The sequence below is a fragment of the Amycolatopsis sp. MtRt-6 genome (genome assembly GCF_017308975.1).
In the GTDB taxonomy this organism is placed as follows: Bacteria; Actinomycetota; Actinomycetes; order Mycobacteriales; family Pseudonocardiaceae; genus Amycolatopsis.
The window spans coordinates 116,784-142,166 of record NZ_JADWPD010000033.1; the positions used below are offsets into that span (position 1 = coordinate 116,784).

Annotated in this window: 25 protein-coding genes and 1 pseudogene; 8 read left to right on the forward strand and 18 right to left on the reverse strand. The window is 72.2% G+C overall.

Features of this window, described 5'->3' with window-relative positions:
• Window positions 1-96: 96 nt before the first annotated feature.
• Together rfbD and rfbB are read right to left on the reverse strand one after the other, a co-directional pair.
• The gene (gene rfbD / locus I4Q55_RS39715) at window positions 97-984 is read right to left on the reverse strand and encodes a dTDP-4-dehydrorhamnose reductase (protein ID WP_206795665.1); all 888 of its coding nucleotides are present in this window, start codon (window positions 982-984) and stop codon (window positions 97-99) included.
• Window positions 985-995: 11 nt separating this feature from the next.
• The gene (gene rfbB, locus I4Q55_RS39720) at window positions 996-1,985 is read right to left on the reverse strand and encodes a dTDP-glucose 4,6-dehydratase (protein ID WP_206795667.1); all 990 of its coding nucleotides are present in this window, start codon (window positions 1,983-1,985) and stop codon (window positions 996-998) included.
• Window positions 1,986-2,123: 138 nt separating this feature from the next.
• Here rfbB and I4Q55_RS39725 point away from each other — a divergent pair, with 138 nt between their 5' ends.
• Together I4Q55_RS39725 and I4Q55_RS39730 are read left to right on the forward strand one after the other, a co-directional pair.
• Window positions 2,124-3,659, forward strand: coding sequence for an LCP family protein (locus I4Q55_RS39725; RefSeq protein WP_206795669.1), 1,536 nt, complete (start codon window positions 2,124-2,126; stop codon window positions 3,657-3,659).
• A gap of 37 nt (window positions 3,660-3,696) precedes the next feature.
• On the forward strand, window positions 3,697-5,028 hold the full coding sequence (locus I4Q55_RS39730) for an LCP family protein (protein WP_206795671.1): 1,332 nt from the start codon (window positions 3,697-3,699) through the stop codon (window positions 5,026-5,028).
• On the opposite strand, the gene I4Q55_RS39735 is transcribed toward I4Q55_RS39730, so the two are convergent.
• Window positions 5,021-5,857 carry an NAD(P)H-binding protein gene (locus tag I4Q55_RS39735; RefSeq protein ID WP_206795673.1) on the reverse strand — a complete coding sequence of 279 codons (837 nt, stop codon included), beginning with the start codon at window positions 5,855-5,857 and terminating at the stop codon, window positions 5,021-5,023. The genes I4Q55_RS39730 and I4Q55_RS39735 overlap by 8 nt on opposite strands.
• A gap of 107 nt (window positions 5,858-5,964) precedes the next feature.
• Between I4Q55_RS39735 and I4Q55_RS39740 the strand changes: the two genes are divergently transcribed.
• Window positions 5,965-6,669, forward strand: coding sequence for a TIGR03089 family protein (locus I4Q55_RS39740; protein WP_206795675.1), 705 nt, complete (start codon window positions 5,965-5,967; stop codon window positions 6,667-6,669).
• A 49-nt stretch (window positions 6,670-6,718) separates the two neighbouring features.
• On the opposite strand, the gene I4Q55_RS39745 is transcribed toward I4Q55_RS39740, so the two are convergent.
• Window positions 6,719-7,159, reverse strand: coding sequence for a DoxX family protein (locus I4Q55_RS39745; RefSeq protein ID WP_206795677.1), 441 nt, complete (start codon window positions 7,157-7,159; stop codon window positions 6,719-6,721).
• Between the two features lie 249 nt (window positions 7,160-7,408).
• On the opposite strand from I4Q55_RS39745, the gene I4Q55_RS50805 reads away from it, so the two are divergent.
• Window positions 7,409-8,446 (forward strand): GTP-binding protein, encoded by a 1,038-nt coding sequence (locus I4Q55_RS50805; protein WP_307793436.1) that lies wholly within the window; start codon window positions 7,409-7,411, stop codon window positions 8,444-8,446.
• Window positions 8,398-9,270 (forward strand): hypothetical protein, encoded by an 873-nt coding sequence (locus I4Q55_RS50810; RefSeq protein WP_307793437.1) that lies wholly within the window; start codon window positions 8,398-8,400, stop codon window positions 9,268-9,270. The genes I4Q55_RS50805 and I4Q55_RS50810 overlap by 49 nt, the downstream gene beginning before the upstream one ends.
• Here the strand turns inward: I4Q55_RS50810 and I4Q55_RS39755 are convergent.
• The 9 genes from I4Q55_RS39755 to I4Q55_RS39795 form a co-directional block, all read right to left on the reverse strand.
• Window positions 9,267-10,082: a DUF1206 domain-containing protein gene (locus I4Q55_RS39755; protein ID WP_206795679.1), complete on the reverse strand. Its 816-nt coding sequence runs from the start codon at window positions 10,080-10,082 to the stop codon at window positions 9,267-9,269. The genes I4Q55_RS50810 and I4Q55_RS39755 overlap by 4 nt on opposite strands.
• A gap of 114 nt (window positions 10,083-10,196) precedes the next feature.
• Window positions 10,197-10,970, reverse strand: a complete 774-nt coding sequence (locus I4Q55_RS39760; protein WP_307793438.1) for a VTC domain-containing protein — start codon at window positions 10,968-10,970, stop codon at window positions 10,197-10,199.
• A complete protein-coding gene (locus tag I4Q55_RS39765; RefSeq protein WP_206795681.1) occupies window positions 10,967-11,542 on the reverse strand; it encodes a DUF4956 domain-containing protein in 576 nt (191 codons plus the stop codon). Before I4Q55_RS39765 ends, I4Q55_RS39760 begins: the two co-directional genes overlap by 4 nt.
• Before the next feature lie 57 nt (window positions 11,543-11,599).
• On the reverse strand, window positions 11,600-12,265 hold the full coding sequence (locus I4Q55_RS39770; protein ID WP_206795683.1) for a response regulator transcription factor: 666 nt from the start codon (window positions 12,263-12,265) through the stop codon (window positions 11,600-11,602).
• Window positions 12,262-13,659, reverse strand: a complete 1,398-nt coding sequence (locus I4Q55_RS39775; protein WP_206795684.1) for a cell wall metabolism sensor histidine kinase WalK — start codon at window positions 13,657-13,659, stop codon at window positions 12,262-12,264. Before I4Q55_RS39775 ends, I4Q55_RS39770 begins: the two co-directional genes overlap by 4 nt.
• Window positions 13,656-13,976 (reverse strand): hypothetical protein, encoded by a 321-nt coding sequence (locus tag I4Q55_RS39780; protein ID WP_206795685.1) that lies wholly within the window; start codon window positions 13,974-13,976, stop codon window positions 13,656-13,658. Before I4Q55_RS39780 ends, I4Q55_RS39775 begins: the two co-directional genes overlap by 4 nt.
• Before the next feature lie 68 nt (window positions 13,977-14,044).
• Window positions 14,045-14,470: a hypothetical protein gene (locus I4Q55_RS39785; protein ID WP_206795686.1), complete on the reverse strand. Its 426-nt coding sequence runs from the start codon at window positions 14,468-14,470 to the stop codon at window positions 14,045-14,047.
• Window positions 14,471-14,538: 68 nt separating this feature from the next.
• Window positions 14,539-15,468: a triacylglycerol lipase gene (locus tag I4Q55_RS39790; protein ID WP_206795687.1), complete on the reverse strand. Its 930-nt coding sequence runs from the start codon at window positions 15,466-15,468 to the stop codon at window positions 14,539-14,541.
• 171 nt (window positions 15,469-15,639) lie between these two features.
• Window positions 15,640-16,797: an acyl-CoA dehydrogenase family protein gene (locus I4Q55_RS39795; protein ID WP_206795688.1), complete on the reverse strand. Its 1,158-nt coding sequence runs from the start codon at window positions 16,795-16,797 to the stop codon at window positions 15,640-15,642.
• A 106-nt stretch (window positions 16,798-16,903) separates the two neighbouring features.
• On the opposite strand from I4Q55_RS39795, the gene I4Q55_RS39800 reads away from it, so the two are divergent.
• Window positions 16,904-18,577 carry a class I adenylate-forming enzyme family protein gene (locus I4Q55_RS39800; protein WP_206795689.1) on the forward strand — a complete coding sequence of 558 codons (1,674 nt, stop codon included), beginning with the start codon at window positions 16,904-16,906 and terminating at the stop codon, window positions 18,575-18,577.
• A gap of 41 nt (window positions 18,578-18,618) precedes the next feature.
• A pseudogene (locus tag I4Q55_RS49800) lies at window positions 18,619-18,817 on the forward strand (helix-turn-helix domain-containing protein); the annotation flags it as partial.
• A gap of 41 nt (window positions 18,818-18,858) precedes the next feature.
• Here the strand turns inward: I4Q55_RS49800 and purE are convergent.
• From purE to I4Q55_RS39825, 5 genes are all read right to left on the reverse strand, one after another.
• A complete protein-coding gene (gene purE / locus I4Q55_RS39805; protein ID WP_206795690.1) occupies window positions 18,859-19,356 on the reverse strand; it encodes a 5-(carboxyamino)imidazole ribonucleotide mutase in 498 nt (165 codons plus the stop codon).
• A 14-nt stretch (window positions 19,357-19,370) separates the two neighbouring features.
• Window positions 19,371-20,555, reverse strand: a complete 1,185-nt coding sequence (locus I4Q55_RS39810) for a 5-(carboxyamino)imidazole ribonucleotide synthase (protein WP_206795691.1) — start codon at window positions 20,553-20,555, stop codon at window positions 19,371-19,373.
• 13 nt (window positions 20,556-20,568) lie between these two features.
• Window positions 20,569-21,777 (reverse strand): glycosyltransferase 87 family protein, encoded by a 1,209-nt coding sequence (locus I4Q55_RS39815; RefSeq protein WP_206795693.1) that lies wholly within the window; start codon window positions 21,775-21,777, stop codon window positions 20,569-20,571.
• A complete protein-coding gene (locus I4Q55_RS39820; RefSeq protein ID WP_206795695.1) occupies window positions 21,752-23,101 on the reverse strand; it encodes a glycosyltransferase 87 family protein in 1,350 nt (449 codons plus the stop codon). Before I4Q55_RS39820 ends, I4Q55_RS39815 begins: the two co-directional genes overlap by 26 nt.
• Before the next feature lie 71 nt (window positions 23,102-23,172).
• Window positions 23,173-24,018 carry a GGDEF domain-containing protein gene (locus tag I4Q55_RS39825; protein ID WP_206795698.1) on the reverse strand — a complete coding sequence of 282 codons (846 nt, stop codon included), beginning with the start codon at window positions 24,016-24,018 and terminating at the stop codon, window positions 23,173-23,175.
• A gap of 270 nt (window positions 24,019-24,288) precedes the next feature.
• On the opposite strand from I4Q55_RS39825, the gene I4Q55_RS39830 reads away from it, so the two are divergent.
• The coding region (locus tag I4Q55_RS39830) for a sigma-70 family RNA polymerase sigma factor (RefSeq protein ID WP_206795700.1) at window positions 24,289-25,383 on the forward strand (1,095 nt) is incomplete at its 3' end.

The following is a 25,383-nucleotide window of genomic DNA, read 5'->3' on the forward strand; positions in this document are numbered from 1 at the left end:
CCCCGTTTGGGGGGTGTGTGGTGGGTCCCCCCCCCGGGGGGGGGGTGGGGGGCCCCCCCCCCCCCCCCCGCCACATTGGGGCGCTTGAGTCTGGGCCTACTCGGCCGCGAAGTAGGCGGCCAACGCCTCGTCCCACGGCCGCAGCGGCGTAAGCCCCGCCTCCACCCACGAAGCCTGGGACAGTACCGAGTACGCCGGACGCGCCGCCGGACGCGGGAACTCCGCCGTCGTGCACGGGTGCACCCGTGACGGGTCCGCGCCCAAGTGCTCGAAGACCGCGCGAGCGAACCCGCACCAGCTCACCGCACCCGCGTTGGTGCAGTGCAGGATCCGCTGCCGCGGCCCCTCCCCAGCGGCCACGCGCGAAGCCAGCTCCAAGAGGCCCTCGGCCAGGTCGGCCGTCCACGTGGGAGCGCCCACCTGATCGTCCACAACGGACAGTGTGTCCCGGGTGGACTCCAGGTGCGCCATGGTTTTCACGAAGTTCGACCCCGACCTGCCGTACAGCCACGCGGTCCGCACCACCCAGGACGCCGCACCCGACCCGAGCACCGCGTCCTCGCCGGCCGCCTTCGTGCGGCCGTACGCCGACCGCGGGCCCAGCTCGTCCGAAGGCTCGTACGGCGCGGCAGCGTCGCCGGGGAAGACGTAGTCCGTGGACACGTGGATCAGCGGCACCCGCCGGGCCGCGCACGCCGCGGCGAGCACGCGCGGGCCGTCGGCGTTGACCGCGAACGCGCGTTCCTCGTCGGTTTCCGCCGCGTCGACGGCCGTGTACGCCGCCGCGTTGACGACGACCGGCGCCGACCCCGCTTCCCTGGCCCGCTCGGCCAGCGCGCCGACGGACGCCAGCACCTCGCTCGTCCGGGTCACGTCCAGCTCGGCGGAACCCGGGGCCACGACCTCCACCGAAGGGGAAGCCAGCGCGGCGAGATCCCGGCCGAGCTGCCCGGAACCCCCGGGCACGAGCACTGTCAGCCGCACAGGCCCATCCTCTACTTCTTCAGCGCGGCGCGCTCCGCCAGCGGTTCCCACCACGCGCGATTGTCCGTGTACCAGGCCACTGTCGCGGCCAGACCGTCCTCGAAGGACACGCGCGGAGCGTACCCCAGCTCCTCGGTGATCTTCGTGATGTCCACCGAGTACCGGCGGTCGTGGCCCTTGCGGTCCTCGACCGGCTCGACGCTGTCCCAGCCCGCGCCGAGCGCGTCCAGCAGCTTTTCCGTGAGCTCGCGGTTGGTCAGCTCGGTGCCGCCGCCGATGTTGTAGATCTCGCCGGGGCGCCCGCCGTCGGCGACCAGCTGGATGCCGTGGCAGTGGTCGTCCACGTGCAGCCAGTCACGGACGTTGAGCCCGTCGCCGTAGAGCGGCACCTTCCGCCCGTCGAGCAGGTTGGTGACGAACAGCGGGATGACCTTTTCCGGGAACTGGTACGGACCGTAGTTGTTGGAACACCGGGTGATGCACACCGGCAGCCCGTGGGTGCGGAAGAACGACCGCGCCACCAGGTCGGACGACGCCTTCGACGCCGAGTACGGCGAGTTCGGCTCCAGCACGTGGTCTTCGGTCCACGAGCCGTGCTCGATCGAGCCGTAGACCTCGTCGGTGGACACGTGCACGAACTTGCCGACGCCCGCCTCCAGTGCCGCCTGCAGGAGGTTCTGCGTGCCGAGCACGTTCGTCAGCACGAAGTCGGCGGCGCCGAGGATGGAGCGGTCCACATGCGACTCGGCGGCGAAGTGCACGACCAGGTCCACTCCGCGCATGACGTCGGTGACCAGCGCGGTGTCGCAGATGTCGCCGCGGACGAACTCGAGCCGCGGGTCGGCGGCGACCGGGGCCAGGTTGGCCTCGTTGCCGGCGTAGGTGAGCTTGTCGAGCACGACCACCTCGGCGTCGCCCAGCGCCGGGTAAGCGCCGGTCAGCACCTGCCGGACGTAGTGCGATCCGATGAAGCCCGCACCACCGGTGACCAGGACCCGCATAATCCCGCCTTTCGTCGCGCCCCGGACGGGGCCGTTCCGCCCCCAGCCTACGGAGGTCCCACAACACCCTCAGTAGAGTCTTGCTGGAGACACATCGGTGTCCTGGGGGAAGCACGGGGCTCACAGGGGAGGAAGCGCGTGACCGAAGGGCCTGCGCCGACCGTCCCGGCGCGCCGAAGGCAGGACACCAGCCACGGCGCCGCGGCCCTCGCGCGCCGCGGCGGCAAGGTCGTGATTTCCGTGCTGTCCGTCGCCATCCTGGCCGTGACCTGGTACGGCTGGCACTACATCGGCGACCCGAACACCGGGCTGACCACCACGAACGTCTTCGCCGACACCGAGGCGCACGCGAAGCCGCTGGACGGCGCGGTCGACATCCTCCTGGTCGGCCAGGACAGCCGCACCGACGCGCAGGGCAACCCGCTGCCCCGCGAGGTGCTCGACATGCTGCACGCCGGCGTCTCCGACGGCGAGCTGAACACCGACACGATGATCCTCGTGCACATCCCGCAGAACGGGAAGCAGGCGATCGCGTTCTCGTTCCCCCGCGACTCGTGGGTGGAGCTGGCGGGCGGCTTCGGCAAGCACAAGCTCAACAGCGCGTTCGTCTACGCGTACACGGACAAATACCGGGCGTTGCAGCGCCAGGGCATGACCGACCTGAAGGAAGCCGACGCGCAGGCGAAGGTCGCCGGGCGGAAGAACCTCATCGCCACGATCGAGAAGTTCATCGGCAAGCCGGGCATGATCGACCGCTACGCCGAGGTCAACCTGGCGAGCTTCTACGAGATCACCAAGTCGATCGGCGGCGTCGAGGTCTGCCTCAAGGGCCCGGTCAAGGAAGCGAAGTCCGGTGTCGACCTGCCGGGCGGGCAGCAGACGATCGAGGGCGTGCAGGCGCTCGCGTTCGTCCGGCAGCGCTACGGCCTGCCCAACTACGACCTCGACCGGATCGCGCGGCAGCAGGCGTTCCTGTCCGGGCTGGCCCGCAAGGTCATCTCGACCGACGTGCTGACCAGCCCGGTGAAGATCGCCGACCTGGTGGCCGCGGTGAAGAAGTCCGTCGTGCTCTCGCAGGGCTGGGACCTGACGGAGTTCGCCGAGCAGATGCGCGGCCTGACCGGCGGCAACATCGAGTTCCACACGATCCCGACCCTCGGCAACGCGAACATCGGCGGCGCCGACGTGCTGCGCGTCGACCCGGCCCAGGTGGCGGCGGAGGTGGCGCGGCTGACGTCGGACGGCGAAACCCCGGCGGCGCCGACGTCGGCGCAGCTGCCCGGCGCGAAGGCCGTCACGGTCGAGCTGTTCGACGGCTCGGGCTCGCCGGCGCTGGCCGGCCAGCTGCACGCGATGCTGCAGGGCAAGGGCTTCACGCTGGCCGCCGACCAGAAGCTGAGCACGCGCAACACCACCGTGGTCCGGTACAACCCGGCCGACGATTCCGCGCCCGCCCTGGTCAAGCAGGCACTGGGCACCACCGCGCAGGCCGAGCCGGACCGGGACGTCCCCGCCGGGCACGTGCGCGTGCTGCTGGGCAAGGACATGCGGAACTCGGCCGCCGGCCCGGGTGGCGCGCCGACGTCGTCGCCCGCGAAGCCGCCCGCCACGTCCGCGCCCGCCACCCCCGCCGCACCGCCGATCACGGCGGGCGGCGTCCCCTGCGTCAACTAGACTGCGTACGCAGGGTGTTCGGGGGAGGTAAGCGGGCGTGGCAGATGACCAGGAGAAACCGGAGGCAGTCGCCGATCCGGTGACGGAGAGCGACGACTTCAAGCCGTCTCCGTTCCCGCGGGAGAAGCCGGGTCCGTCCCGGGTTCGCCGCGTCGGCCGGGTGAGCCGCCGGGTGGCGGTCGGCCTGGTGTCGCTGCTCGCGCTCGGCGCCAGCGGCTACGTCTACGTCACCAAGGACCAGCTCCAGAGCACGGTCCCGACGACCGACGCGCTCACCCCGCGGGCCGGCGAGCCCGCGCCACCACCGGCCGACGACGGCGCGGAGGACATCCTGCTCGTCGGCAGCGACGCGCGCACGGACGCCCAGGGCAACGCCCTGCCGGCGCGGGTGCTGCGGCAGCTGCGCACCGAGGCCAACAACGGCGCGGTGAACACCGACACGATGATCCTGCTGCGCATCCCCAAGAACGGCAGCAAGCCGTCGGCGGTCTCGATCCCGCGCGACACGTGGACGGCCGTCCCGGGCCGCGGCGAGGCGAAGATCAACTCGGCGTACGGCATCGCGAAGGCGCATTTCGCGCAGGCGCTGCGCGGGCAGGGCGAGCGCGACCAGGCGAAGATCGAGCGCGACTCCGACACCGAGGGCCGCCGGGTGCTGGTGCAGGCACTGCAGGACCTGACGCAGGTGCGGATCGACCACTACGCCGAGATCAACCTGCTGGGCTTCTACCTGCTGACCGAGGCGCTCGGCGGCGTCAAGGTGTGCCTGAACCACGCGACCGAGGACAAGGATTCCGGCGCGAACTTCCGCCGCGGCGAGCAGACGGTCTCGGGCGGCGAGGCGCTGTCGTTCGTCCGGCAGCGCAAGAACCTGCCGCGCGGGGACCTCGACCGGATCGTGCGGCAGCAGGCGTTCCTGTCGTCGGCCCTGCGCCAGGTGCTCTCGGCGGGCACGCTGGCCAGCCCGGGCACGTTGAACGACCTGATGGACGCCGTGCACCGGTCATTGACCCTGGACCCGGGCCTCGACCTGCTGCAGTTCGCGCAGCAGGCGAAGGGGATCGCCTCGGGCGACCTGACGTTCGCGACGATCCCGGTGGTCACGGCGAACGGCCGGAGCCCGGACGGGCAGAGCATCGTGCAGGTCGACCTGAAGGCGGTCCGCGAGTTCGTGGCGGGCCTGGCGGGCCGGCCGGCGCCGGCGTCGACGCCCCAGGCCCCGGCGGGCGGCAGTTCGGGCGGCGGCTTCGCGGTGGCCCACACCCCGGCAACCGGCGCCCCCACAGCCGGCGGCGGCTCGGGCAGCGGCGCCGCCCCCGCCGCGGCGCCGCTGCTCGAAGCCTCACCCGGAGTCCCCTGCGTCAACTGAAGTCGGCGCGGTGGTCCTCCGCCCACTGCCGGAACGTCCGCGGTGCCTTCCCCGTCACCTGACGGACGAGGTCCGTCACCGGCGACGGCTCCCGCGTCGTCCGCTCCCAGACGCCGAGGACCGACTCCGGCACGTCCGGCGGCCAGCCCAGCGCCAGCATGCGCTCGATCGCCTGTTCCTTCGTCAGCTCTTCGACCCGCAGCGGCCGGCCGAGGACGTCCGCGAGCACCTCGGCCTGCTCGCGGAACGAGATCGGCTCCGGACCCGTCAGCGCGAGCGACACCCCGGCGTGTGAGCCGTCGATCAGGATCCGGGCGGCGACGTCGGCGATGTCCCGCTCGTGGATCGCCCCGGTCCGCGAGTCCGGGTATGCCGTGCGGACCACGCCTTCGGCGATGTCCGCGCGCCAGCCCAGCGTGTTCGTCGCGAAGGCGCCCGGGTTCAGTGCCGTCGAGGCGAACGGCGCCGCGGCCAGGGCCTCCTCGACCGCGCGGTGCAGCCCCGCGATCCGGCTGTGGGCGGCATCCGGTTCGAGCGTCGCGGCCGACGACAGCAGCACGACGTGCCGCACCCCGGCCGCTTCGGCCGCCTTCACGAAGCCTTCGATGCCCTGCGGCCGCGTGTACAGGAAGACCTTGGAGACGCCGTCGAGCGCGGCCTCCAGCGTCGAGGCGTCCTCCAGGTCCGCGCTCACCTTCGCGACGCCGTCCGGAACGTCGAGCTTCGCGGCGTCACGGCTCGACGCGCGCACGTCCTGACCTGCGGAGACGAGCGCGTCGGCCACCGCGCGGCCGACGTGTCCGGTGGCCCCGGTGACGAGAATGGTCATGGTTTCCCCCAGCTCTCAAAATAGATTTGCTTGCAAAGCAAACCTACTGAGACCGATCAGCCGGTGTCAACCGGCGCGGCGCCTGGTCCGCGCCTTAGCCTTGTCCCATGAGCCTGACCGACGAGCTGCTGCGCCCGCTGCCGGCCGCCCAACCGTTGATCACCCACTACGACGACCAGCTGGGCAGCCGCGTCGAGCTGTCCGTGGCGACCACCGCCAACTGGGCGGCGAAGACGGCCAACTGGCTGACCGAGGAGTTCGACGTCGAGCCGGGCGACGCCGTGGCGGTGCAGCTCCCGGCGCACTGGCAGACCGTCGGCGTGCTGCTCGGGGCGTGGTGGTGCGGGGCGCGCGTGGTGACCGAGGGCGCCGGGGCGCGGGTGGCGTTCGTCGGGCCGGACGACCCGGAGCCGACCGGCGCGGCGGCCACCGCCGTCGTCACGCTGGACCCGATGGGCCGCGGCCTCGCCGAACCGCCGGGCGGCGGCGCGTTCGACTACCTGAGCGAGGCGCGGCTGGCGGGCGACCAGTACCGCCCGCTCTTCCCGGTGCCCGGCACCGCGGCCGCCCTCTTCGAGTCCACTGTGGACGAGGTGCTGGCCGAAGCCAGGGCCCGCGCGGCGAAACTGGGCCTCACGGCGGCCGACCGGGTGCTGTCCACCCGCGACTGGACCGAACCCGAGGGCATCCTCGACGGCCTGCTCGTCCCCCTCGCCGCGGGCGCCCACCTGGTCCACGTGAGCAACGCGGACCCGGCGAAGCTGGGGGCCCGCCGCGACGCGGAACGCACCACGGCGGACCTCCCCGCGTGAACGCGTGAAGGCCACCTCACCCGAGGTGGCCTTCACGAAAGGTGCGATGTCAGGCGTTCTGCAGTTCGCCGACCTCGGCGTCGCGGCGGGCGCGCTTGCGTCCCCACAGCAGGTGGTCGAGCGAGAGCCGGCCGCCGTTGAAGCCGAGGGCGAGCCCGGCGAGCGCCAGCACCAGGACCAGCTCGTAGCCGCCCTCGCCGGTCAGGCCGTTGTCGATGTGCACCGAGAGCAGCGCGCCGACCGAGATCACGACGTAGCCGAGACCGACGAGCGGCAGCAGGAAGCCCACGATGAAGGCGACCGAGCCGAGGATCTCGACGGCGATCGCGAAGACGGCGGCGACCGTGGGCAGCGGGATGCCCGTCATCTCGAAGAACTTCGCCGTGCCGTCGATGCCGTTGTTCCACTTCTGGAGCCCGTGCGCGAGGAAGACGACCGCGACGCCGATCCTCCCCAGCAACAGGGCCACGTCCTTGAATCGTCCGAACATCCGGTTTCAGCTCCCCGGTAGGTGAAATTTCAACTGACCCGACCCAAAGTAGGGCACCGGGCACCCCCATCCGAAGCTCCGGACGGTGATCGACAGGAAACCGACAGGCGCGAAAATTCGGTTCCGCCCGCCCTCCCACCGCGGCTATCTTCACCCTGACCTGCGTCCACGACCGTGAGGAGACCCCGATGCGCCGACAGACCGTCCTGCCCGGCCTGTCACCCGCATCACAGAGGACCTCCCACGACCGTGAAAACCCTGAACATCGGCATCCTGGCGCACGTCGACGCCGGTAAGACCAGCCTGACCGAGCGCCTGCTCTTCGAAGCGGGCGTCATCGACCGCCTCGGCAGCGTCGACCGCGGCGACACCCAGACCGACTCCCTCGAGCTCGAACGCCGCCGCGGCATCACCATCCGCTCGGCGGTGGTCTCCTTCGTGACCGGCGGCACCCGGATCACGCTGATCGACACGCCGGGCCACTCGGACTTCATCGCCGAGGTCGAGCGGGCTCTGCGCGTGCTCGACGGCGCCGTCCTGGTGGTGTCCGCCGTCGAAGGCGTCCAGGCGCAGACCCGCGTGCTCATGCGGACGCTGCGCCGCCTCGGCATTCCGACGCTGATCTTCGTCAACAAGACCGACCGGCCGGGCGCCCGCGACCGGCTCGGCGACATCCGCGCGAAGCTGGCACCGCGGGCGGTCGCGCTGTCCGCGCCGCCCGACGAGCTGAGCGAGCTGCTGGCCGACGGCGACGACGCCTTCCTGGAATCCTATGTGGACGGCAACGTCGGCGAAGCGGAGTGCCGCGCCGAACTGATCCGCCAGGTCGCGCGCGGCGAGCTGCACCCCGTCCTGGCCGGTTCCGCGATCACCGGCGCGGGCGTCGCGGACCTCGTGACGGCGATGGCCGAGCTGCTCCCGGCAACCGAGCGCACCGGTGACGGGCCGCTGCACGCGACGGTGTTCAAGATCGACCGCGGCCGCGCCGGCGAGAAGATCGCCTACGCCCGGCTGCACTCCGGCTCACTGGCGCCACACCAGCGGATTTCCTTCTACCGCGGCGAAACCGAGTTCACCGGCCGGGTGTCGGCCGTCCGGACCGCCGACGACGACGTCGCGCTCGCCGGGGACGTCGCCCGGGTGCGGGGCTGCGGGAGGTCCGGATCGGCGACCGGCTCGGCTCCCCCGGCGCCGCCGCCCGCGGCGGAGTTTTCGCACCCCCGACGTTGGAGACAGTGGTGCGGCCGGTCCGAAGTGAGCAGGCTGCCGCCCTGTACACGGCGCTGACCCGGCTGTCCGAAGAGGACCCGTTGATCGACGTCCGCCGCCGGGACCACGACATTTCGGTGCGGCTCTACGGTGAAGTGCAGAAGCAGGTGCTGCGCTCGATGCTGGCCGACGGCGCCGGCATCGACGTCACCTTCGAGCGGACGAGCACCCTGTACGTCGAAAAACCGGCCGGGACCGGCGCCGCGTTCGAAGACCTGGATCCCGGGCAGCGGCTGTACTTCTTCGCCACGGTCGGGCTGCGGGTCGAGCCGGGGCCGCCGGGCTCCGGCGTCACGTTCGGCCTGTCGGTGGAGCTGGGCTCGCTGCCGCTGGCGTTCCACAAGGCGATCGAGGAATCCGTCCGCACCACGCTGGAACAGGGCCTGTACGGCTGGGAGGTTCTCGACACCGCCGTCACGCTGACGCACACCGCGTTCTACAGCCCGAACAGCGTCGCGGCCGACTTCCGCAACCTGACGCCGCTGGTGCTGATGGCGGCGCTGCACCAGGCGGGCACGCGGGTGTACGAGCCGGTGCACCGCTTCGAGCTCGAACTCCCGGCGCACGCCGTCAGCGCCGTGCTGCGCAAGCTCGCGGAGCTGCGCGCGGTGCCCGGCGAGCCCGTCGCCGGGCCGACGTCGTGCACGCTGCACGGCACCATCCCGGCGGCGCACGTCCACGAGTTCGAGCAGGCCCTGCCCGCCCTCGGCCAGGGTGAGGCGGTGTTCTTCAGCGAGTTCGAGGACTACCGGCCCTGCCCCGGTCCGCCGCCGGTGCGGCCGCGGACCGGCGAGAACCCGTTGGACCGCAAGGAGTACCTCGCGCAGGTGGCCCGGCGTTAGCGCTTGTGCGCCCAGGCCGCGGCGAAGCAGTAGACCCCGAACGCGGCCAGGCCGAGCGCCACCACGATCAGCAGCACGGGGCCGAAGGGCTGGGCGGCGAGCGTCTTGAGCGCGGCGTCCAGCCCACCGGCCTTGTGCGCGTCGGCGTTGAACCCGGCGATCGCCAGCAGGATCGCGACCACGGTGAAGACGACGGCCTTGGCGAGGTAGCCGGTGGTGCCCAGCCAGCCCACCCAGCGCCGGCTGCGCCCGGGCAGCTCCGTGGTGTTGAGGTCTTCGAGGAACTTCTGCTTCACGCCCTTGACGGCGGCGGCGATCGCCACGCCGAGGACGGCCGCCCCCACGAGGACCACCAGGGCCGGCCCGGCCGGCAGCGACAGCAGCTTGCCGGTGAACTCCTGCTGCTTCTGGCTGCTCGACCCGCCCCCGCCGCTGCCGGTGGCGAGCCGGAAGGCGGTGAAGCCCAGCACGAGCACGACGACCCCGCGGGCGGCGGCGCCGAGCCGCTTGCGCGTCCGCTTCCCGCCGCTGACCCAGTCGTAGCCGGTGGCGGCCATCAGGAACTGCCACAGCCCGAAGGCGACCAGCCCGATGGCGACGATCCAGAGCAGGACCTGCCCGAACGCCGTCGAGCCGATCTGTTCCAGCGCGCCCTTCTGGTCGGCCTGCTCGTTGTCCCCGAAGGCGACCTGCAGGGCGAGGGAGGCGATGATGAGGTGTACGACGCCGTAGCACGCCATGCCGGCGCGGCCGAGCAGTTGCGCGGTGTTGCTCTTCTCGCCTCTTTCGGCGGTGGCCTCTGTCCGGTTCATGCCTCCTGGAGTACCCACGCCCGGCCGGGAAGCGCTGGGCTGAGCGGCCCAATTCGCTGCGGCGTTGGGACGATCGGGGCCCGGCTGCGCGACCGAGCGGCTACCGGTGGTGGTTCAGCCGAGCCGGCGCAGCACGGGCAGCCACCGGTTGCCGCCCGGGGCCAGGCCGAGCGCGACCACCCCGGCGCAGTACTTGCTCACCGACGTCTCGCGCAGCCGCAGCCGGGCCAGCGTCTCGGTGACGGCGTTGCGCTCGGTCGCCGACTTCACCTCCAGCAGCACCTGCTGCCGGGCGGCCGGGCGCGCCCGGGCACCCGCCGTCCACACGAGGGCGGTGTCGCACGTGATCCGGGTCCGCCGGTCGGCCGTGACCAGCGTGCTCCGCCGGTACCCGGTGACGAGGGCCGGAAGCAGCGAACCGGGCAGGGCGAGTCCCGCGGAGGCCAGCTCGCGGCCCAGGAACGCCCGGGCTTCCGGGGTCAGGACGTCCGCGGCGGCGGTCGGGTGCGGGTGCCGCCGCTTGACCGTCTCCTCCCGGCGGCCGCTGAGCTTCAGCTCGCAGTAGGTGTCGGCCGTGTCGGCGTAGGTGCGGGTGCGGATCTTGAACCGGCGCCGCCGCTCCTGCCGGTGGGCGCGGAACACCGCGTGGTCCGGCGTGTCGAAGTAGGTCGACGAGTAGGCGAACGACCGCCGCCCGCCGATGTCGAGGGCCAGCAGCCGGTCGCCGAGCACGTCGGCCACGGCGAGGAAGTCCGGCAGGCGCAGTACGTACTTGCGGTCGGCGCGGCTCATCAGCTCGCTGCCGGCGACGACCTCCGCCAGCGACAGCCCGGGCAGGCCCGCGGCGACCGTGGCGACCACCGCCGTCGGCCGGTCCGGCGCGGTCACCGCGGCACCGCCACGCGCTCGGGGGCGGGATGCGGCCGGAACCGGACGTCGACCACGGTCACCTCGCGCACGTAGTCCACTTCGGACACCTGGTGCCGGACGATCGTGCCGCGCAGCCGGGCTTCGAGGTCGGCGACGAGCGTCCGCTCGTCCGGGTGCACCGTGTCGAGGACCAGCGTGCGGCGCACCGGCCCGCCCGCGCGCGCCGGGTGGTCGGCGACGTACAGGACGCCGAGCAGCACGACGTCGAAGAGCAGCACCAGCCGCCAGTCCGCGGTGGGGATGCCGTTGACCAGGCCCAGCACCAGCGCGACGAAGTAGTACGCCACCTCCTGCTGGGTGATGGAGTCCGAGCGCAGCCGGATGATCGACAGGACGCCGAACAGGCCGAAGCCCAGCGCGCTCGCGGCGGGCACCGCCAGCAGCAGGGCGACGGCGGCGCAGACGCCGACGTTCAGCGCCAGGTACGCGCAGGCGAGGTCACGGCGGTCGTGGCGCCGGGCGTAGAGGCCGAAGGCGAGCAGGACGGCGACCACGAGGTCCGCCGCGAGGTGCAGGAGTGTCTGTGTCATGGGAACCACTGTGGTGGCCCGGCGGGAGAGGGCCGTGAGAGCCGGATGAGAGCGTCCTCATTCGACGGCGCGCAGCCGGTACCCCATGCCGCGCACCGTTTCGATGCGTTCCGCGCCGACCTTCCGGCGCAGGTAGCGCACGTAGACGTCGACGACGTTGGACCCCGGGTCGAAGTCGAACCCCCACACGCTGCCCAGCAGCTGTTCCCGCGACAGCACCTGCCCCCGGTGCCGGAGCAGGGTCTCCAGCAGCGCGAACTCCCGCGCGGTGAGGTCGCATTCCGCGTCGCCGACGGACGCCCGCCGGGTGCGCAGGTCGAGGCTGAGGTCCCCGGCGCGCAGCACCGCGGGTTCGGCGTCGGCGGGCCCGCGCAGCCGCAACCGGATGCGGGCCAGCAGCTCTTCGAACGCGAACGGCTTGGACAGGTAGTCGTCGGCCCCGCCGGACAGCCCGGCGACGCGGTCGAGCACGCTGTCGCGCGCGGTGAGGATGACGACCGGCGTGGTCCGCCCGGCCGCGCGCAGCGCCTTCAGCAGGTCGGCGCCGTCGAGGTCGGGCAGGCCGAGGTCGAGGACGACGAGGTCGTGCGCGCCGGTCAGGGCTTCGGTCAGGCCGGCCGCACCGGTCCGCACCCAGTGCGTGGCGAACCCGTTGGCGCGCAGGCCCTTCTCCACGAAGGCGCCGATGCGGGCGGAGTCCTCGACCACCAGGATGCTGGTCACCGTACTGCCTCCACTGTGGACACCCGGGGGAATTCGACGGTGAACCGGGCGCCTTCGCCCGGCTCGCTGTCGAGGTGCACCGTGCCGCCGTGCGCCCCGGCGATGGCCGCGACGATCGGCAGGCCGAGCCCCGCGCCGTCGTCGCCGGCGGCGTTGCTGCCGCGCTTGAACCGTTCGAAGACGCGTGTCCGCGAATCCGGCGGGACGCCTTCGCCGGTGTCGCGGACCCACAGGCGCACGGACGTCGCCGTGACCGCCGAGCCGACGGCGATCTCCTGCCCGGCCGCGGTGTGCCGGACGGCGTTCGCCACCAGCTGCAGCAGGGCCTGGACGAGCCGCTGGCCGTCGGCGCGGACGGTGGTCTCGGCGACCTCGTCGAGCCGCCAGGCGCGCTCGGCCAGCGGGCGCGCCTTGGCGAGCGTCTCCACGGTGAGGTCGGCGAGGTCGACCGCGCCGGGCTGCAGGAAGTCCGGGCGGCCGGACTTGGCCAGCACCAGCAGGTCGTCGACCATGCGCTGCATCCGGCCGAGCTCGTCCTGCACCAGGCGGCGCGTCACTTCGAGGTCCTCCGGGTCGTCCCGCATCAGCTCCAGGTGCCCGCGGACGATGGTGATCGGCGTCCGCAGCTCGTGCCCGGCGTCGTCGATGAACTCGCGCTGGTCGGCGAAGGCCCGCTCGAGCCGGTCGAGCATCGTGTTGAAGGTCCGGCCCAGCGCGGCGACGTCGTCGGAGCCGCGGACGTCGATGCGCCGCGTCAGGTCGGATTCGCCGATCTGCTCGGCGGCCAGCCGCACCTCGCGCACCGGCGCCAGGATCCGCCCGGCCACCAGCCAGCCGATCAGGCCGGCCAGCACCAGCGCGGCGCCCGACATCGCGGCCATCACGCGGAGGACGTCGTCGATCTGCCCGGCGGCGTGGTCGACGAACTCGGCGACGACCAGCGCGCCCCGCTGCGGATCGCCCTCGACCGAGACGGGGAGAACGCCGTACCGCACGGAACCGACGGCCGTTTCGACGGTGCCGTAGCGCGGCGTGGTGGCCTGCGCCAGCTCGGCGACCAGCGCGCGATCGGTGTCGAGCCGCACGGGCGGTTCGACGGCACTGCGCCGGGCGGCGGCGCCGTCGACGAGCGAGAAGAACGTTTCGTGTTGTTCGGGGAGGTTGCGTTCGAGGTAGCGGTGCAGCACCGCGTCGACGTCGGGCGGGCGCGCACCGGTGGTGGCATCGGTGGTGGCGAGGTAGGCGCGCAGCTTGCTCGACTCGTGCGAGATCTCGGCGTCGAGCCGCTGGTCGAGCTGGTTGTGCAGCACGGTGCGGGTGGCGAGGAGCGTGCCGGCGAGGGCCAGGAGCACGACGAGCAGCACCCAGCCGAGGATGCGGGCGCGGGCACTCACGGCTCAGTGACATCCGGGACTTCGTCCCGGGCCGGGGGCTCCGCCACCCGGAACCCCCGAAGGCGAGCAGCGTCGAAAACGTCGTCGAGGTCGGGCACCCGGTCATCATCGACGTCGCGGTCGTCCCCGGCCACCTGGGGCGGCACGGGCCGCGCACCCCCGTCCGCGGGCGCGGGCGCACCCCCACCCGCGGGGGCGACGATCGGCGGGCCGAGATCGGGCGGCACGGCGGCGGAGGTCGCCTGAACGGCACCCACCCCGGCCGCGACGACCACGGCGAGCGCCCCGGCGGCCAGTGCGACGGTCTTGCGGTTCATGCCCGCCACGGTTCCGGCCGGCGGTGAGGCGACCGTGAGGGCCGGATGAGAACTCTCTCATCCGGCTTTCACGCGGGGCGGCGGCGCACCTCGTCGAGTCCCGCCCAGCCGCCGTTGACGGCAAGCAGCGTCAGCACCTGTTCCGCCTGTTCGGCGAAGCGCACGAGGTCCTCATGCAGCAGGGCCGCGCGTTCGCCGTCGAGCGGGGCGAAGTCGTCGAACCACAGCGAGATGGCCGAGCCCGCGGTGACGGCGAGCCCCTGCGTGAGGCTCAGGAAACCGGGCGACGGCACCTCGGCGGCGGCCCGGTAGGCGGTCTCGATCTCGTCGCAGGCGGCGAGCAGGTCGCGCAGCTGCCGCACGGCACCACCCGGGGTCCCGTCCCAGGCGGCGGTGGGCCAGGCGCGATCGGACAGCTCGAGCCACAGCCGCCAGCCGGCGACCAGCTCGGCTTCGTCGTGGGGCGTCCAGGACGCCGGAACCGGCCAGTACATGAGTCGAGGGTGACACCGCCGGAGCGCGAAAACGCCCCGGCGGTGGGTTATGTCTCATGTGGCGAAACTCAGGAAATGACGGGCAGCACAGGGACGCAGGGCGGGGTCTTGGCGTGCGCGGGGTCGAGGGCGTTGAGCACGAGGCCCGCGGCAACGGGGTCGTAGGTGATGCCGAGGTGGTCGGTGAAGTCGAGCCCGCAGACGTTCTGGAGGAGGATGTTCCTGACGTTCGGGCCGGGCGCCAGGAAGGCGCTCGTGTACGGCGTCACGACGTCGTCGTAGCGGGTCTGGATGACGGTGTACTGGATGCCGGGCACGGTTTCCCCGCCGGCGTTGAGGTCGGTGAGGAACGCCGACCCGACGGCCTGTTCGTTGCAGGCCTGGCAAACGGTCCCGAGCGCGGCGGGCACCCCCGGGATCCGCTGGAGGGTGCTGAGCAGCCCGAAGAGATCGGTCCCGTGGTTGGAGGGCGAAAGCCCCACGAGCCGGCTGATCTTGCCGGCACCGCCGAGGTACTTGATCCAGTACCGGACGTTCATGCCGCCCTGCGAGTGCCCGACGACGTCCAGCTTCGAAGCCCCGGTGGCGGCGAGGATCTTGTCCCCAAAGGCGGCAAGCGCTTTCGCGGTGTCGGCAACGGGCCCGACGGTTTGCAGGAAGGCCCCGGGCGCACCACCGAAGTTCCCGGCGAAGACGCAGTAACCGGCGTCGGCGAGCTTCTGCGAAAGGCCGGCCCAGTTTTCGTAGGCGTTGGCGGTGGTCCCGTTGGAGAGCAGGACGGGATTCGGATGCCGCTCACTCGGCCGGCAGGTCCAGTCATTGGCCCCGGGAGGAGCGATGGTCGGAGCCGCGAGCGAGTAGCCGGCGGCGGTGAGGATGGTGGGCTGAACGGGCCCGGTGGGCTCTTTTTCGGCCGCGTGACCGGTTCCCGCCCCCAGTGCCAGCGCCAGTGCCGTGACCGCGACTGCCGTGAGCCACCTGCGCGTCGTTGCGCCCATCCGCTTCACCTCTCTGTGAACCGATGGTGACCCGCGTCACCGCAGGTTTAACGCGCGAGTAACTTGTTCGGTGCTCCCCCTGGTGAGTGATTTTCCTGCCGCGTTTCGCCTGGTAAAAGCCGACGCCCCCGGCACCGCGCGGGTGCCAGGGGCGTCGCTGGAATCCGGTGCTCAGCCCTTGAGCAGGGCGCGGGCCATGACGACCTTCTGGATTTGGTTGGTGCCTTCGTAGATCTGCGTGATCTTGGCGTCGCGCATCATGCGCTCCACCGGGAAGTCGCGGGTGTACCCGGCGCCGCCGAAGAGCTGGACGGCGTCCGTGGTCACCTCCATCGCGATGTCGGACGCGTAGGCCTTCGCCGCGGAAGCCATGAACCCGGCCCGCTTGTCCCCCCGCTCGGACGCGGCCGCCGAGGCGTACACCAGGTGACGGGCCGCCTCGATCTTCGTCCCCATGTCGGCCAGCATGAACTGGACGCCCTGGAACTCGGCGATCGACTTGCCGAACTGCTTGCGGTCCTTCACGTACGCCACCGCCGCGTCGAGGGCGCCCTGCGCGATGCCGAGCGCCTGCGCGCCGATCGTCGGGCGGGTGTGGTCCAGCGTCCGCAGCGCCGTCTTCAGGCCGGTGCCGGGCTCGCCGATGATCCGGTCCTCGGGAATGGTGCAGTTTTCGAAGTAGATCTCCCGGGTGGGCGAACCCTTGATCCCGAGCTTCTTCTCCTTCGGCCCCACGGAGAAACCCGGGTCGTCCTTGTGCACGACAAAAGCCGAAATACCGTTGGCCTTCTTCTCGGCGTCGGGATCGGTCACCGCCATCACGGTGTACCAGGAAGATTCACCGGCATTGGTGATCCAGCACTTGGTCCCGTTCAGCACCCAGTGGTCGCCGTCGAGCCGGGCCCGCGCGCGCATCGAGGCGGTGTCCGAGCCGGCCTCACGCTCCGACAGCGCGTACGACGCCGAAGCCTCGCCGGACGCGATCGACGGCAGCACCAGCTTCTTGAGGCTCTCGGAAGCCGAAAGGATGATCGGCTGCGTGCCCAGCTTGTTCACGGCCGGGATCAGCGACGCCGACGCGTCGACCCGCGCCACCTCTTCGATCACGATGCAGGCACCGACGGCGTCCGCACCCTGCCCGTCGTACTCCTCGCCGATGTGGACGGCGTTGAACCCCGACTTGACCAGCGCGTTGTACGCCTCGATCGGGTAGCGCTCGTTTTCGTCGACCTCCGCCGCGTACGGCGCGATCTCCTTTTCGGCCAGAGCCCGGACCGCGGCCCGCAGCTCCTCGTGCTCCTCGGCAAGCTGGTACAGGCCGTCGGTCACTTCGGGTCACCTTCTCTGCAACGTCGGGAGGGGTTCGGTCGATGTTAGCGCTCGTTCACCTACGTCGTCCTTGTGGCGTTGACCGCAGAATTCGTATGGTCGAGTGATGCCGCTCACCGCGCCGACGACGCCGCCCGGTCTGCCCGCCTCCCTCGACTACCCCGAAGTCCCGGTCGGTTCGATCCTGGCGGCGGCTGCCGCGCGCTGGGGTGACCGGACCGCCTTCGCCCACGACGGCCACAGCCTCACCTTCGCCGAGACCCACCGCGCCGCCTGCCGGTTCGCCAACGCCCTGCGCGAACGCGGCATCGGCCGCGGCGACGTCGTGGCGCTGCACCTGCCGAACTGCCTGGCCTTCCCGGTCGCCTACTACGGCACGCTGCTGGCCGGCGCCACCTTCAGCCCGGCGAACCCGCTGCTCCCGCCGGACGACCTCGCCTTCCAGCTCACCGACTGCGAGGCCGCCGCCGTGGTGACGTCCGGCCCGGTCGCGGGCGCCCTAGCGAGCGTCGCCGACCGGATCCCGGCGCGGTTCACCGTCGTCGTCCAGCCCACCGGCGACCTGCCCGAGGGCGCCGTCGAGTTCCAGGCGTTCCACGCCGGGCAGCCGAAGACGCCGCCCGCCCTCGAGCTCGACGTGCACGCGGACCTCGCGCACCTCGCCTACACCGGCGGCACCACCGGCCGGTCCAAGGGCGTGCGGCTGTCGCACCGCAACGTCGTGGTCAACACGCTCCAGCACGCCTGCTGGGGCACCGGCTCGGTGCCGGCGCTCGACGCCCGCGGCGACGTCACGATCGACCAGATCGGCAGCGCGGACGAGTGGCCGTCGCGGCTGGGCACCGGCGTCGCGATCAACCTGACACCGTGGTTCCACGCGATGGGCATCATCGGCGGCCTCAACGCGGCGGTGATCGCCGGGACGACGATGGTCCTGCACACCCGCTTCGCCCCGGCGGCGTACGTCGCCGACGCCGAACGGCTCCGCATCACCGGCATCGGGGGCGCGCCGGCGCTGTTCGCCGCCCTGCTCGCGACGCCGTCGTTCCACACCGCCGACCTGTCGTCGGTCCGTGCGATCGGCTCGGGTGCGGCACCGATGAACCACGCGATGATCAACGCGCTGCGCGAGCGGTTCCCGGACGTGGTGGTCGCCGAGGGCTACGGCCTCACCGAGGCGACGATGGGCGCGGTGATCTCGCCGACGTACCGGTCGGGCACGCGCAAGGTCGGCTCGGTGGGCGTGCCGATCTTCGACACGGAGGTCAAGATCGTCCCGGCCGAGGGCGGCGAGGACCCGCTCCCGCCGGGTGAGAAGGGCGAGGTCTGCCTGCGCGGGCCGCAGATCATGCTCGGCTACCGCAACCGCCCGGACGAGACGGCGGCGGCCCTGGTGGACGGCTGGCTCCACACGGGCGACATCGGCATCGTCGACGCGGACGGTTACTTGTCCATTGTGGACCGCAAGAAGGACATGCTGCTGTACAAGGGGTACAACGTCTTCCCCCGCGAGCTCGAGGAGCTGCTCGTCACGATGCCGGACGTCGCGGCGGCCGCGGTGGTCGGCCGCCCCGACCCCGAGGTCGGCGAGCTCCCGGTGGCGTTCGTGGTCCCCCGCGGCTCGCTGGACGCCGACGAGCTGATGGCCGCGGTCAACGAGAAGGTGCTGCCCTACAAGCGGTTGCGCGAGATCCGCGTGGTCGAGCAGATCCCGGTGTCCGCGGCCGGCAAGGTGCTGAAGCGGGAGCTGAGGCAGCAGCTGATCGGCGACCTGGGCTAGGGCGGGCCGGTCAGCACCGGCGTGCCGAGCTCAGCGAGTTCCTGCGCACCCGCCGGGCCCGGCTCAAGCCGGCGGACATGGGCCTGCCGGACTTCGGGCGGTACCGCCGCGTACCGGGGCTGCGCCGCGAGGAGCCGGCCCAGCTCGCCGGGTTTCCGTGGCGTACTACACGCGGCTGGAGCAGGGCGACGGGCGCAACTGTCGGCGGAGGTGCTCGGCTCGATCGCCCGCGCTCTGCGGGCTGCTCGCGAGCTGGGGAACGGACGCCGCGAACGGCTCGGTCAGTGACCGGCCTTCTCGCGCAGCGCCGCGTCCTTGTCCAGGACCAGCTTCTCCAGGTCCGCCTGGAACTTCGCCAGCTTCGCCCGCAGGCCTTCGTCCGACGCCGCCAGGATGCGGACGGCCAGCAGGCCCGCGTTGCGCGCGCCGCCCACCGAGACCGTGGCCACCGGGATGCCCGCCGGCATCTGGACGATCGACAGCAGGGAATCCATCCCGTCGAGGTACTTCAGCGGGACCGGCACGCCGATCACCGGCAGCACCGTCGCCGAGGCCACCATGCCCGGCAGGTGCGCCGCGCCGCCCGCGCCCGCGATGATCACCCGGAGGCCCCGGGCGACCGCCGACGTCGCGTAGTCCAGCATGCGCTGGGGCGTGCGGTGCGCCGAGTAGACGCCGACCTCGTACTCGACGCCGAACTCCTCCAGCGTCGCGCCCGCCGCCTCCAGCGTCGGCCAGTCCGAGTCGCTGCCCATGATCACGCCCACCTGCGGCGCCATACCGACCTCTCCCGTCAGTGGATTTCGTAGCCGTCGAGCCAGACGGCGTGGGACAGCCAGTGCGCCGAAAGCAGCGCGCGGTTGCGCAGGTCGTCCATGCGCTCGCCGGTGAAGTTGACGTGCCCGAGCTTGCGCCCCGGCCGCTCCTGCTTGCCGTAGAGGTGCACCCGCGCCTCCGGGTACCGCGCGAACAGGTGGTGCAGCCGCTCGTCCGGCCCCATCTCCGGCAGCTCCGGCGCGCCCAGCACGTTCGCCATCACGCACGCCGGCGCGACCAGGTCCGTGCGGCCCAGCGGGTAGTCGAGCACCGCCCGCAGGTGCTGCTCGAACTGCGACGTGCGCGAGCCGTCCATCGTCCAGTGCCCGGAGTTGTGCGGGCGCATGGCCAGCTCGTTCACCAGCAGCCCGGTGTCGGTCTCGAACAGCTCGACCGCGAGCAGCCCGGTGACGTCCAGCGTCGCCGCGATCCGCAGCGCGAGGTCCTGAGCCTCGTGCACGCGCGAGTCGTCGAGCCCCGGCGCCGGGGCGAGGACCTCGGTGTTGATGCCGCCGGTCTGCACCGTCTCGACCACCGGGTACGCCGCCCCCTGGCCGAAGGGCGAGCGGGCGACGAGCGCGGACAGCTCCCGCCGCATCGCCACCTTCGCCTCCACCAGCAGCGCCGTGCCCGCCGCCAGCAGCTCCGGCACGGTCTCGCGCGCGTGCTGCGCGGTGTCCAGCATCCAGACGCCGCGGCCGTCGTACCCGCCCGTCGCCGCCTTGAGCACGACCGGCCAGCCGTGCTCGCCGCCGAACGCCACGACGTCATCTACAGTGGACACCTCGGCGAACGCGGGGCCCGGCACGCCCAGCCCGGCCATCATCTCGCGCATCACGAGCTTGTTCTGCGCGAAACCGAGCGCGCTCGCCGCGGGCCGGATGACGTGGCCCTCCATCGCCAGCGTCAGCAGGTGCTCGCCCGGCACGTGCTCGTGGTCGAACGTGAGCACGTCGACCGAGGCCGCGAACTTCCGCAGCGCGTCCAGGTCGGTGTGGTGCCCGAGCGTGACGTCGCCGGCCACGAGCCCCGCGGCTTCGTTCTCACCCGCCGCGAGCACGCGCAGGGACTGGCCGAGGGAGATCGCCGCCTGGTGGGTCATCCGGGCCAGCTGGCCGCCGCCCACCATGCCCACGATGGGCAGACCGGTGTGTTTGTCCATAGCGCCGATCAGCCTAAACGGTGACCACCTGCGGCGACCGCCGGACCAGACGAAGCTCACGCGCCGCCAGCCCGAGGATCCCGGCCGCCGCCGCGAGCACGTAAACGTTGCCGAGGACCGACCAGCCCAGGCCCCAGCGGAACTCGGAATCCCCGCCGTTGGGCACGAGCATCACGACCTGCGAGACGAACAGCAGCGCGACCGCCGCCGCGGCCCACCAGCGGGCCTTCACCAGCAGCAGCGTGATCAAGGGCACGCACCAGACCCAGTGGTGTGACCACGACACCGGCGACAGCAACAGCCCGTAGAACGCCGTCACGAGCAGGGCGGCCGCGTCTTCGCCACGCCGGTGCAGCCGCACGACGAGCCACACCGCCGGCACGGCGAGCACCGCCGCCACCCCGACCGCCACCGCCAGCGACCAGGGCGCCAGCGCGGAGGCCCGGTTGACCAGCCCGTTGAGCGACTGGTTGAAGATCCAGTGCACCGACCCGACCCGGCTCGGGTCGGTCGCCGAATCCCGCCAGAACCGCACCGCGTCGGCCGGGATGACCGCGAACATCACCGCTTCGAGCGCCGCGAACGTGCCCAGGGCCCGCAACCCGTCCTTCCACCGGCCCGTGAAGAACAGGTGCGGCACGAAGATCAGCGGGGTCAGCTTGATCGCCGCCGCCACGCCGATCAGCACCCCCGCCCAGCGCGACCCACGCAGCGAGAGCACGAGGACGTCCAGCACCACGAACGCCATCAGTATCAAGTTGATCTGGCCCAGGAACAGCGTCTTCCACACCGGTTCCAGCGCCAGCGCGATGGCCGTTCCCACCGGCAGCGCCCACCAGCTTCTTCCCAGAAGCGATGAGCCCCCCGGCGGCGACGAAACCACCGTGATGACGACCATAAGACCCACCACCGACAAAACCGCGATCACGCCCCAGACCAGGCCCGATGGCACCAGGGCGAGCGGCAGGAACAGCGGCGCGGCGGCCGGCGTGTAGGTGAACGGCAGCCGCACCCAGTCCGGCAGCGCGGTCAGCACGTCCCGCGTGTAGAGCGGGTCGCCGTGCAGCAGGGTCAGCGCGCCCGCGCGGTACACGGCGCTGTCCGCGCCCACGTGCCACCCGGCCAGCCAGACGACCACGCCGAAGGCCAGGACGAGCAGCGCGAGAACCCCGGCGAGCAGGCGGCCGGTGCGCGCCTCAGACGCCGGCTTCGACGTCGGCATGGTCATCCGATGCGGCCCTGTTCCGCGCTCGACGGAGAAGTCCCCAGCGCAGGATCAGCGCCGCGGCCAGCACGACCGGCATCAGGATGTAGGCGTCCCCCAGGACGTTCTGCCACACCTTCCAGTGCAGCTCGACGTTGCGGCCGTTCGGCAGGATCAGCAGCACGCAGCTGACGAACACGAACGCCACCAGACCGGTCCCGACCCAGCGCTTCCACGCCGTCTTCGGGGTGGTCTTCGGCAGCCGCGACACCAGCAGCACGATCAGCGGGATGACCCACACCCAGTGGTGGGTCCACGAAATCGGCGAGATCAGCAGCGTCCAGAACGCGGCAACGAGCAGCGCGGCCAGCGCCTGGCCCTTCCGGTGGAAGCGCATCAGCAGCCACAACGCCGGGATGGCCAGCAGGAACCCGATGCCCATCGCCGCCTTCGACGCCCACGGCGCGAGGTCGGTGGCCCGGTTCATCAGCGCGTTCAGCGACTGGTTGCCCGCCCAGTGCACCGGCCCGATCCGGCCGGTGTCCGGCAGGGTCACGGTCCAGTACTTGGCCGCGTCGTGCGCGTTGATCAGGAACATCAGGCCCTGGAGCAGCACGAACGTCGCGAACCCGCGGATGGCGTCCATGCGGCGGCCGGTGATGAACAGGTGCCCGAGGAACACCAGCGGCGTCAGCTTGATCGCCGCCGCGACGCCGACCAGCACCCCGCCCCACCGGCTGCCGCGGGCGCCGATGACCAGGATGTCCAGCATGATCATGGCCATCAGGATCAGGTTGATCTGGCCGAGGAAGATCGTCCGCCACACCGGCTCGAGGGCGAGGAAGACCAGGAAGAACACGATGGTCGAGCGGGCGGGCGAAGCCCACCAGCGCGGCCCGTCGGCGGCCGGCCGCGGCAGCGCGCCGATCGCGATCCGGATCGACAGGGCCATCGCCACCAGCGAGACGGCCGTGATCAGGCCCCAGGACACCTGCGTCGGGAACGCGGCGAGCGGGACGAAGATCAGCGCCGCCGTCGGCGGGTAGGTGAACGGCAGCAGCGCCCACCACGGCTCGTTGGGCAGCGTGTTGGCGTCGTAGAGCGAGTCGCCGTGCAGCAGCGTCAGCGCGCCGGCCCGGTAGACCGCGCTGTCGACGCCGAGCACCCAGTCGTGCTGCCAGCCGTAGATGCCGTACCCGATCGCGAACAGCGGGATCACCGAGAGGATCAGGATCGACCGCGGGCGGACGGACAGGCGGGCGAGTGATTTCCGCAGGGCCAGCCGGTGCTGAGGTCTGGCCGCGACAGCGCCGTCGACGTCGGTGGGAACGGTCCGGGTCACCGCACCAGGAAATCATGACCGGCCCGGTCGCGGTCGGAAGGGTCCGGGCGAAACCGGACTTTTCCGGTGTTCTACGCGCGCGCCAGGTGGGCCAGGAGGTCGCAGGCGAGCTCGTGGGTGGCCGGCAGCCGCACCGCCGAGACGCGCGGCCTGCCGACGTCAGCGAGCTGCGCGTCGACCGACAGCCGCTCGTGCAACGCCCTGCGCAGCGCGACACCGTGGGAAGCCACCCGCTCGTCCTTCGGGACCAGGGCCGCGACGACGGACGGGCCGAGCAAAGCGACGCTCTGCCCGCTGTCGAACACCGACCGCAGCGCGTCCGCGACCAGGATCATCCCGGTCAGCCGCGGGAACCCGGCGACGGCGCTGAGGTCGAGCGAGACGACGAGCAGCACGTGGTCGTCGGCGGCCGGCCGCTCGCGCGCGGCGGCGGCGCGGTAGACCTCCGCGAGCCGGGTGCGCAGGTAGGCGGCCGACGGCAGGCCGGTCAGCGAGTCGGTGACCTCGGTGTGCACGAGCTGGTCGGTGGCGACGTCGGCCCAGGCCAGCGCCGTGGTCCGGAGCAGCCGCGCGGGCGTGGCGTCGACGTCCGGCGCGACGAACCCGTCGCCGCCGTGGCCGAGCACGGCGTGCAACGCGGCGAGGTCGGCGAGGGTCTCCGCGAGTCCGGCACCGGCCGCCGCCCGGGCCCTGGCCAGCCCGGCCAGCGCGGTTTCGGCGGCTTCGACGCGGCCCTTGGCCATCACGGCCGCGCAGACGGCGTCCACTTCGGGCAGGGCCCAGTCGCTGGGGAACCGCCAGCCGGCGGCGAGGCTGGCCGTGCGCCAGCGGGCCCGCAGCGCACGCAGGGAGGCGTCTCGCTCGGCCTGGGTGGGCGGGGTGTCACCGGAATCGGGTCGCGTAGCCGGAACATCCACTGGCCACCCGCCCCTTTCGTCCGGTTCGCAACGATCTTGTTCGGTGCTTCACGGTGAGGACGTGGCCCGGGGGACACCGTGACGCGTACTGACCAGTTTTTGTCGTGGAGCTTTTCCCCCTCCGTGCCCGGGGGTGGGTGATTTTGCTCCGCCGTCGGAGTCATCACGCCGACCACGACGTGACCGCCGGGGGTGGGTCAGTCACACTTGTCTCGCGTCCCGGATCGGCCTGTAATGGCAGGTCCTGGCCCTAGCCGACCGAGGAGTGCCGTGTCCACCGTTCCCGCCGATCTCAGCGGAAAGAGTGACGCCGAACTGATCGCGGAGGTCCGCTCCGGGAAGATCGCGTCGTACGGCACGCTCTACGAACGACACACCGGCGCGGCCCACAATCTGGCCCGCCAGCTGGCCCGCTCCAGCTCCGAAGCGGACGATCTGGTGTCCGAGGCGTTCGCCAAGGTGCTCGACACGCTCCGTGGCGGCAAGGGTCCGGACACAGCCTTCCGGGCGTACTTGCTGACTGCCCTCCGTCACACCGCGTACGACCGCACGCGCAAGGAGCGCCGGGTCGACCTCAACGAGGACATGACCGAGGTCGGCGGCGCCGCGGCCGAGGCGCTGACCGTGCCGTTCTCCGACACCGCGGTCGCCGGCCTCGAGCGGACGATGGCCGCCAAGGCGTTCGCGCGGCTGCCGGAACGCTGGCAGGCGGTGCTCTGGCACACCGAGATCGAGCAGCAGAGCCCGGCCGAGGTGGCGCCGCTGCTCGGCTTGACCGCGAACGGCGTCTCCGCGCTCGCCTACCGCGCCCGCGAGGGGCTTCGGCAGGCGTACCTGCAGGTCCACCTGCAGGAGAACGCCGAGGAACGCTGCCGGGCCTGCGCCGAGCGGCTCGGCGCGTGGACCCGCGACGGCCTGTCCAAGCGGGAACGCGCACAGGTCGAGAGCCACCTCGACGACTGCGACCGGTGCCGGGCGCTGGCCGCGGAGCTCGCCGACGTCAACGGCGGCCTGCGCGCGATCATCGCCCCGATCGTCCTGGGTGGCGCGGCCCTCGGGTACCTCGCCACCATCGGCGCGGCGAAGGCGAGCGCGGCCACGGCGGCCACCGCGGGAGCGATCGGTGCCGCGGCCGCCGGCGGCAAGGCCGGGGCGTCCGCGGCCGCCGCGGGGCCTCGTCAGTTCGCCGGGGTCGCCGCGTCCGGCACGGCGATCGTCGCGGCCGTCGTCATCGCGCTCACCGCGGGCGGCGGGACGCAGGAGATCCCGGTCGCCAACCCGGCGCCGCCGCCGGCGCAGCAGGCCGAGCCGCCGGCCCCGAAGCCGCAGCCGCCGGCGCCACCCGCCCAGCCCCCGGCGCCCCAG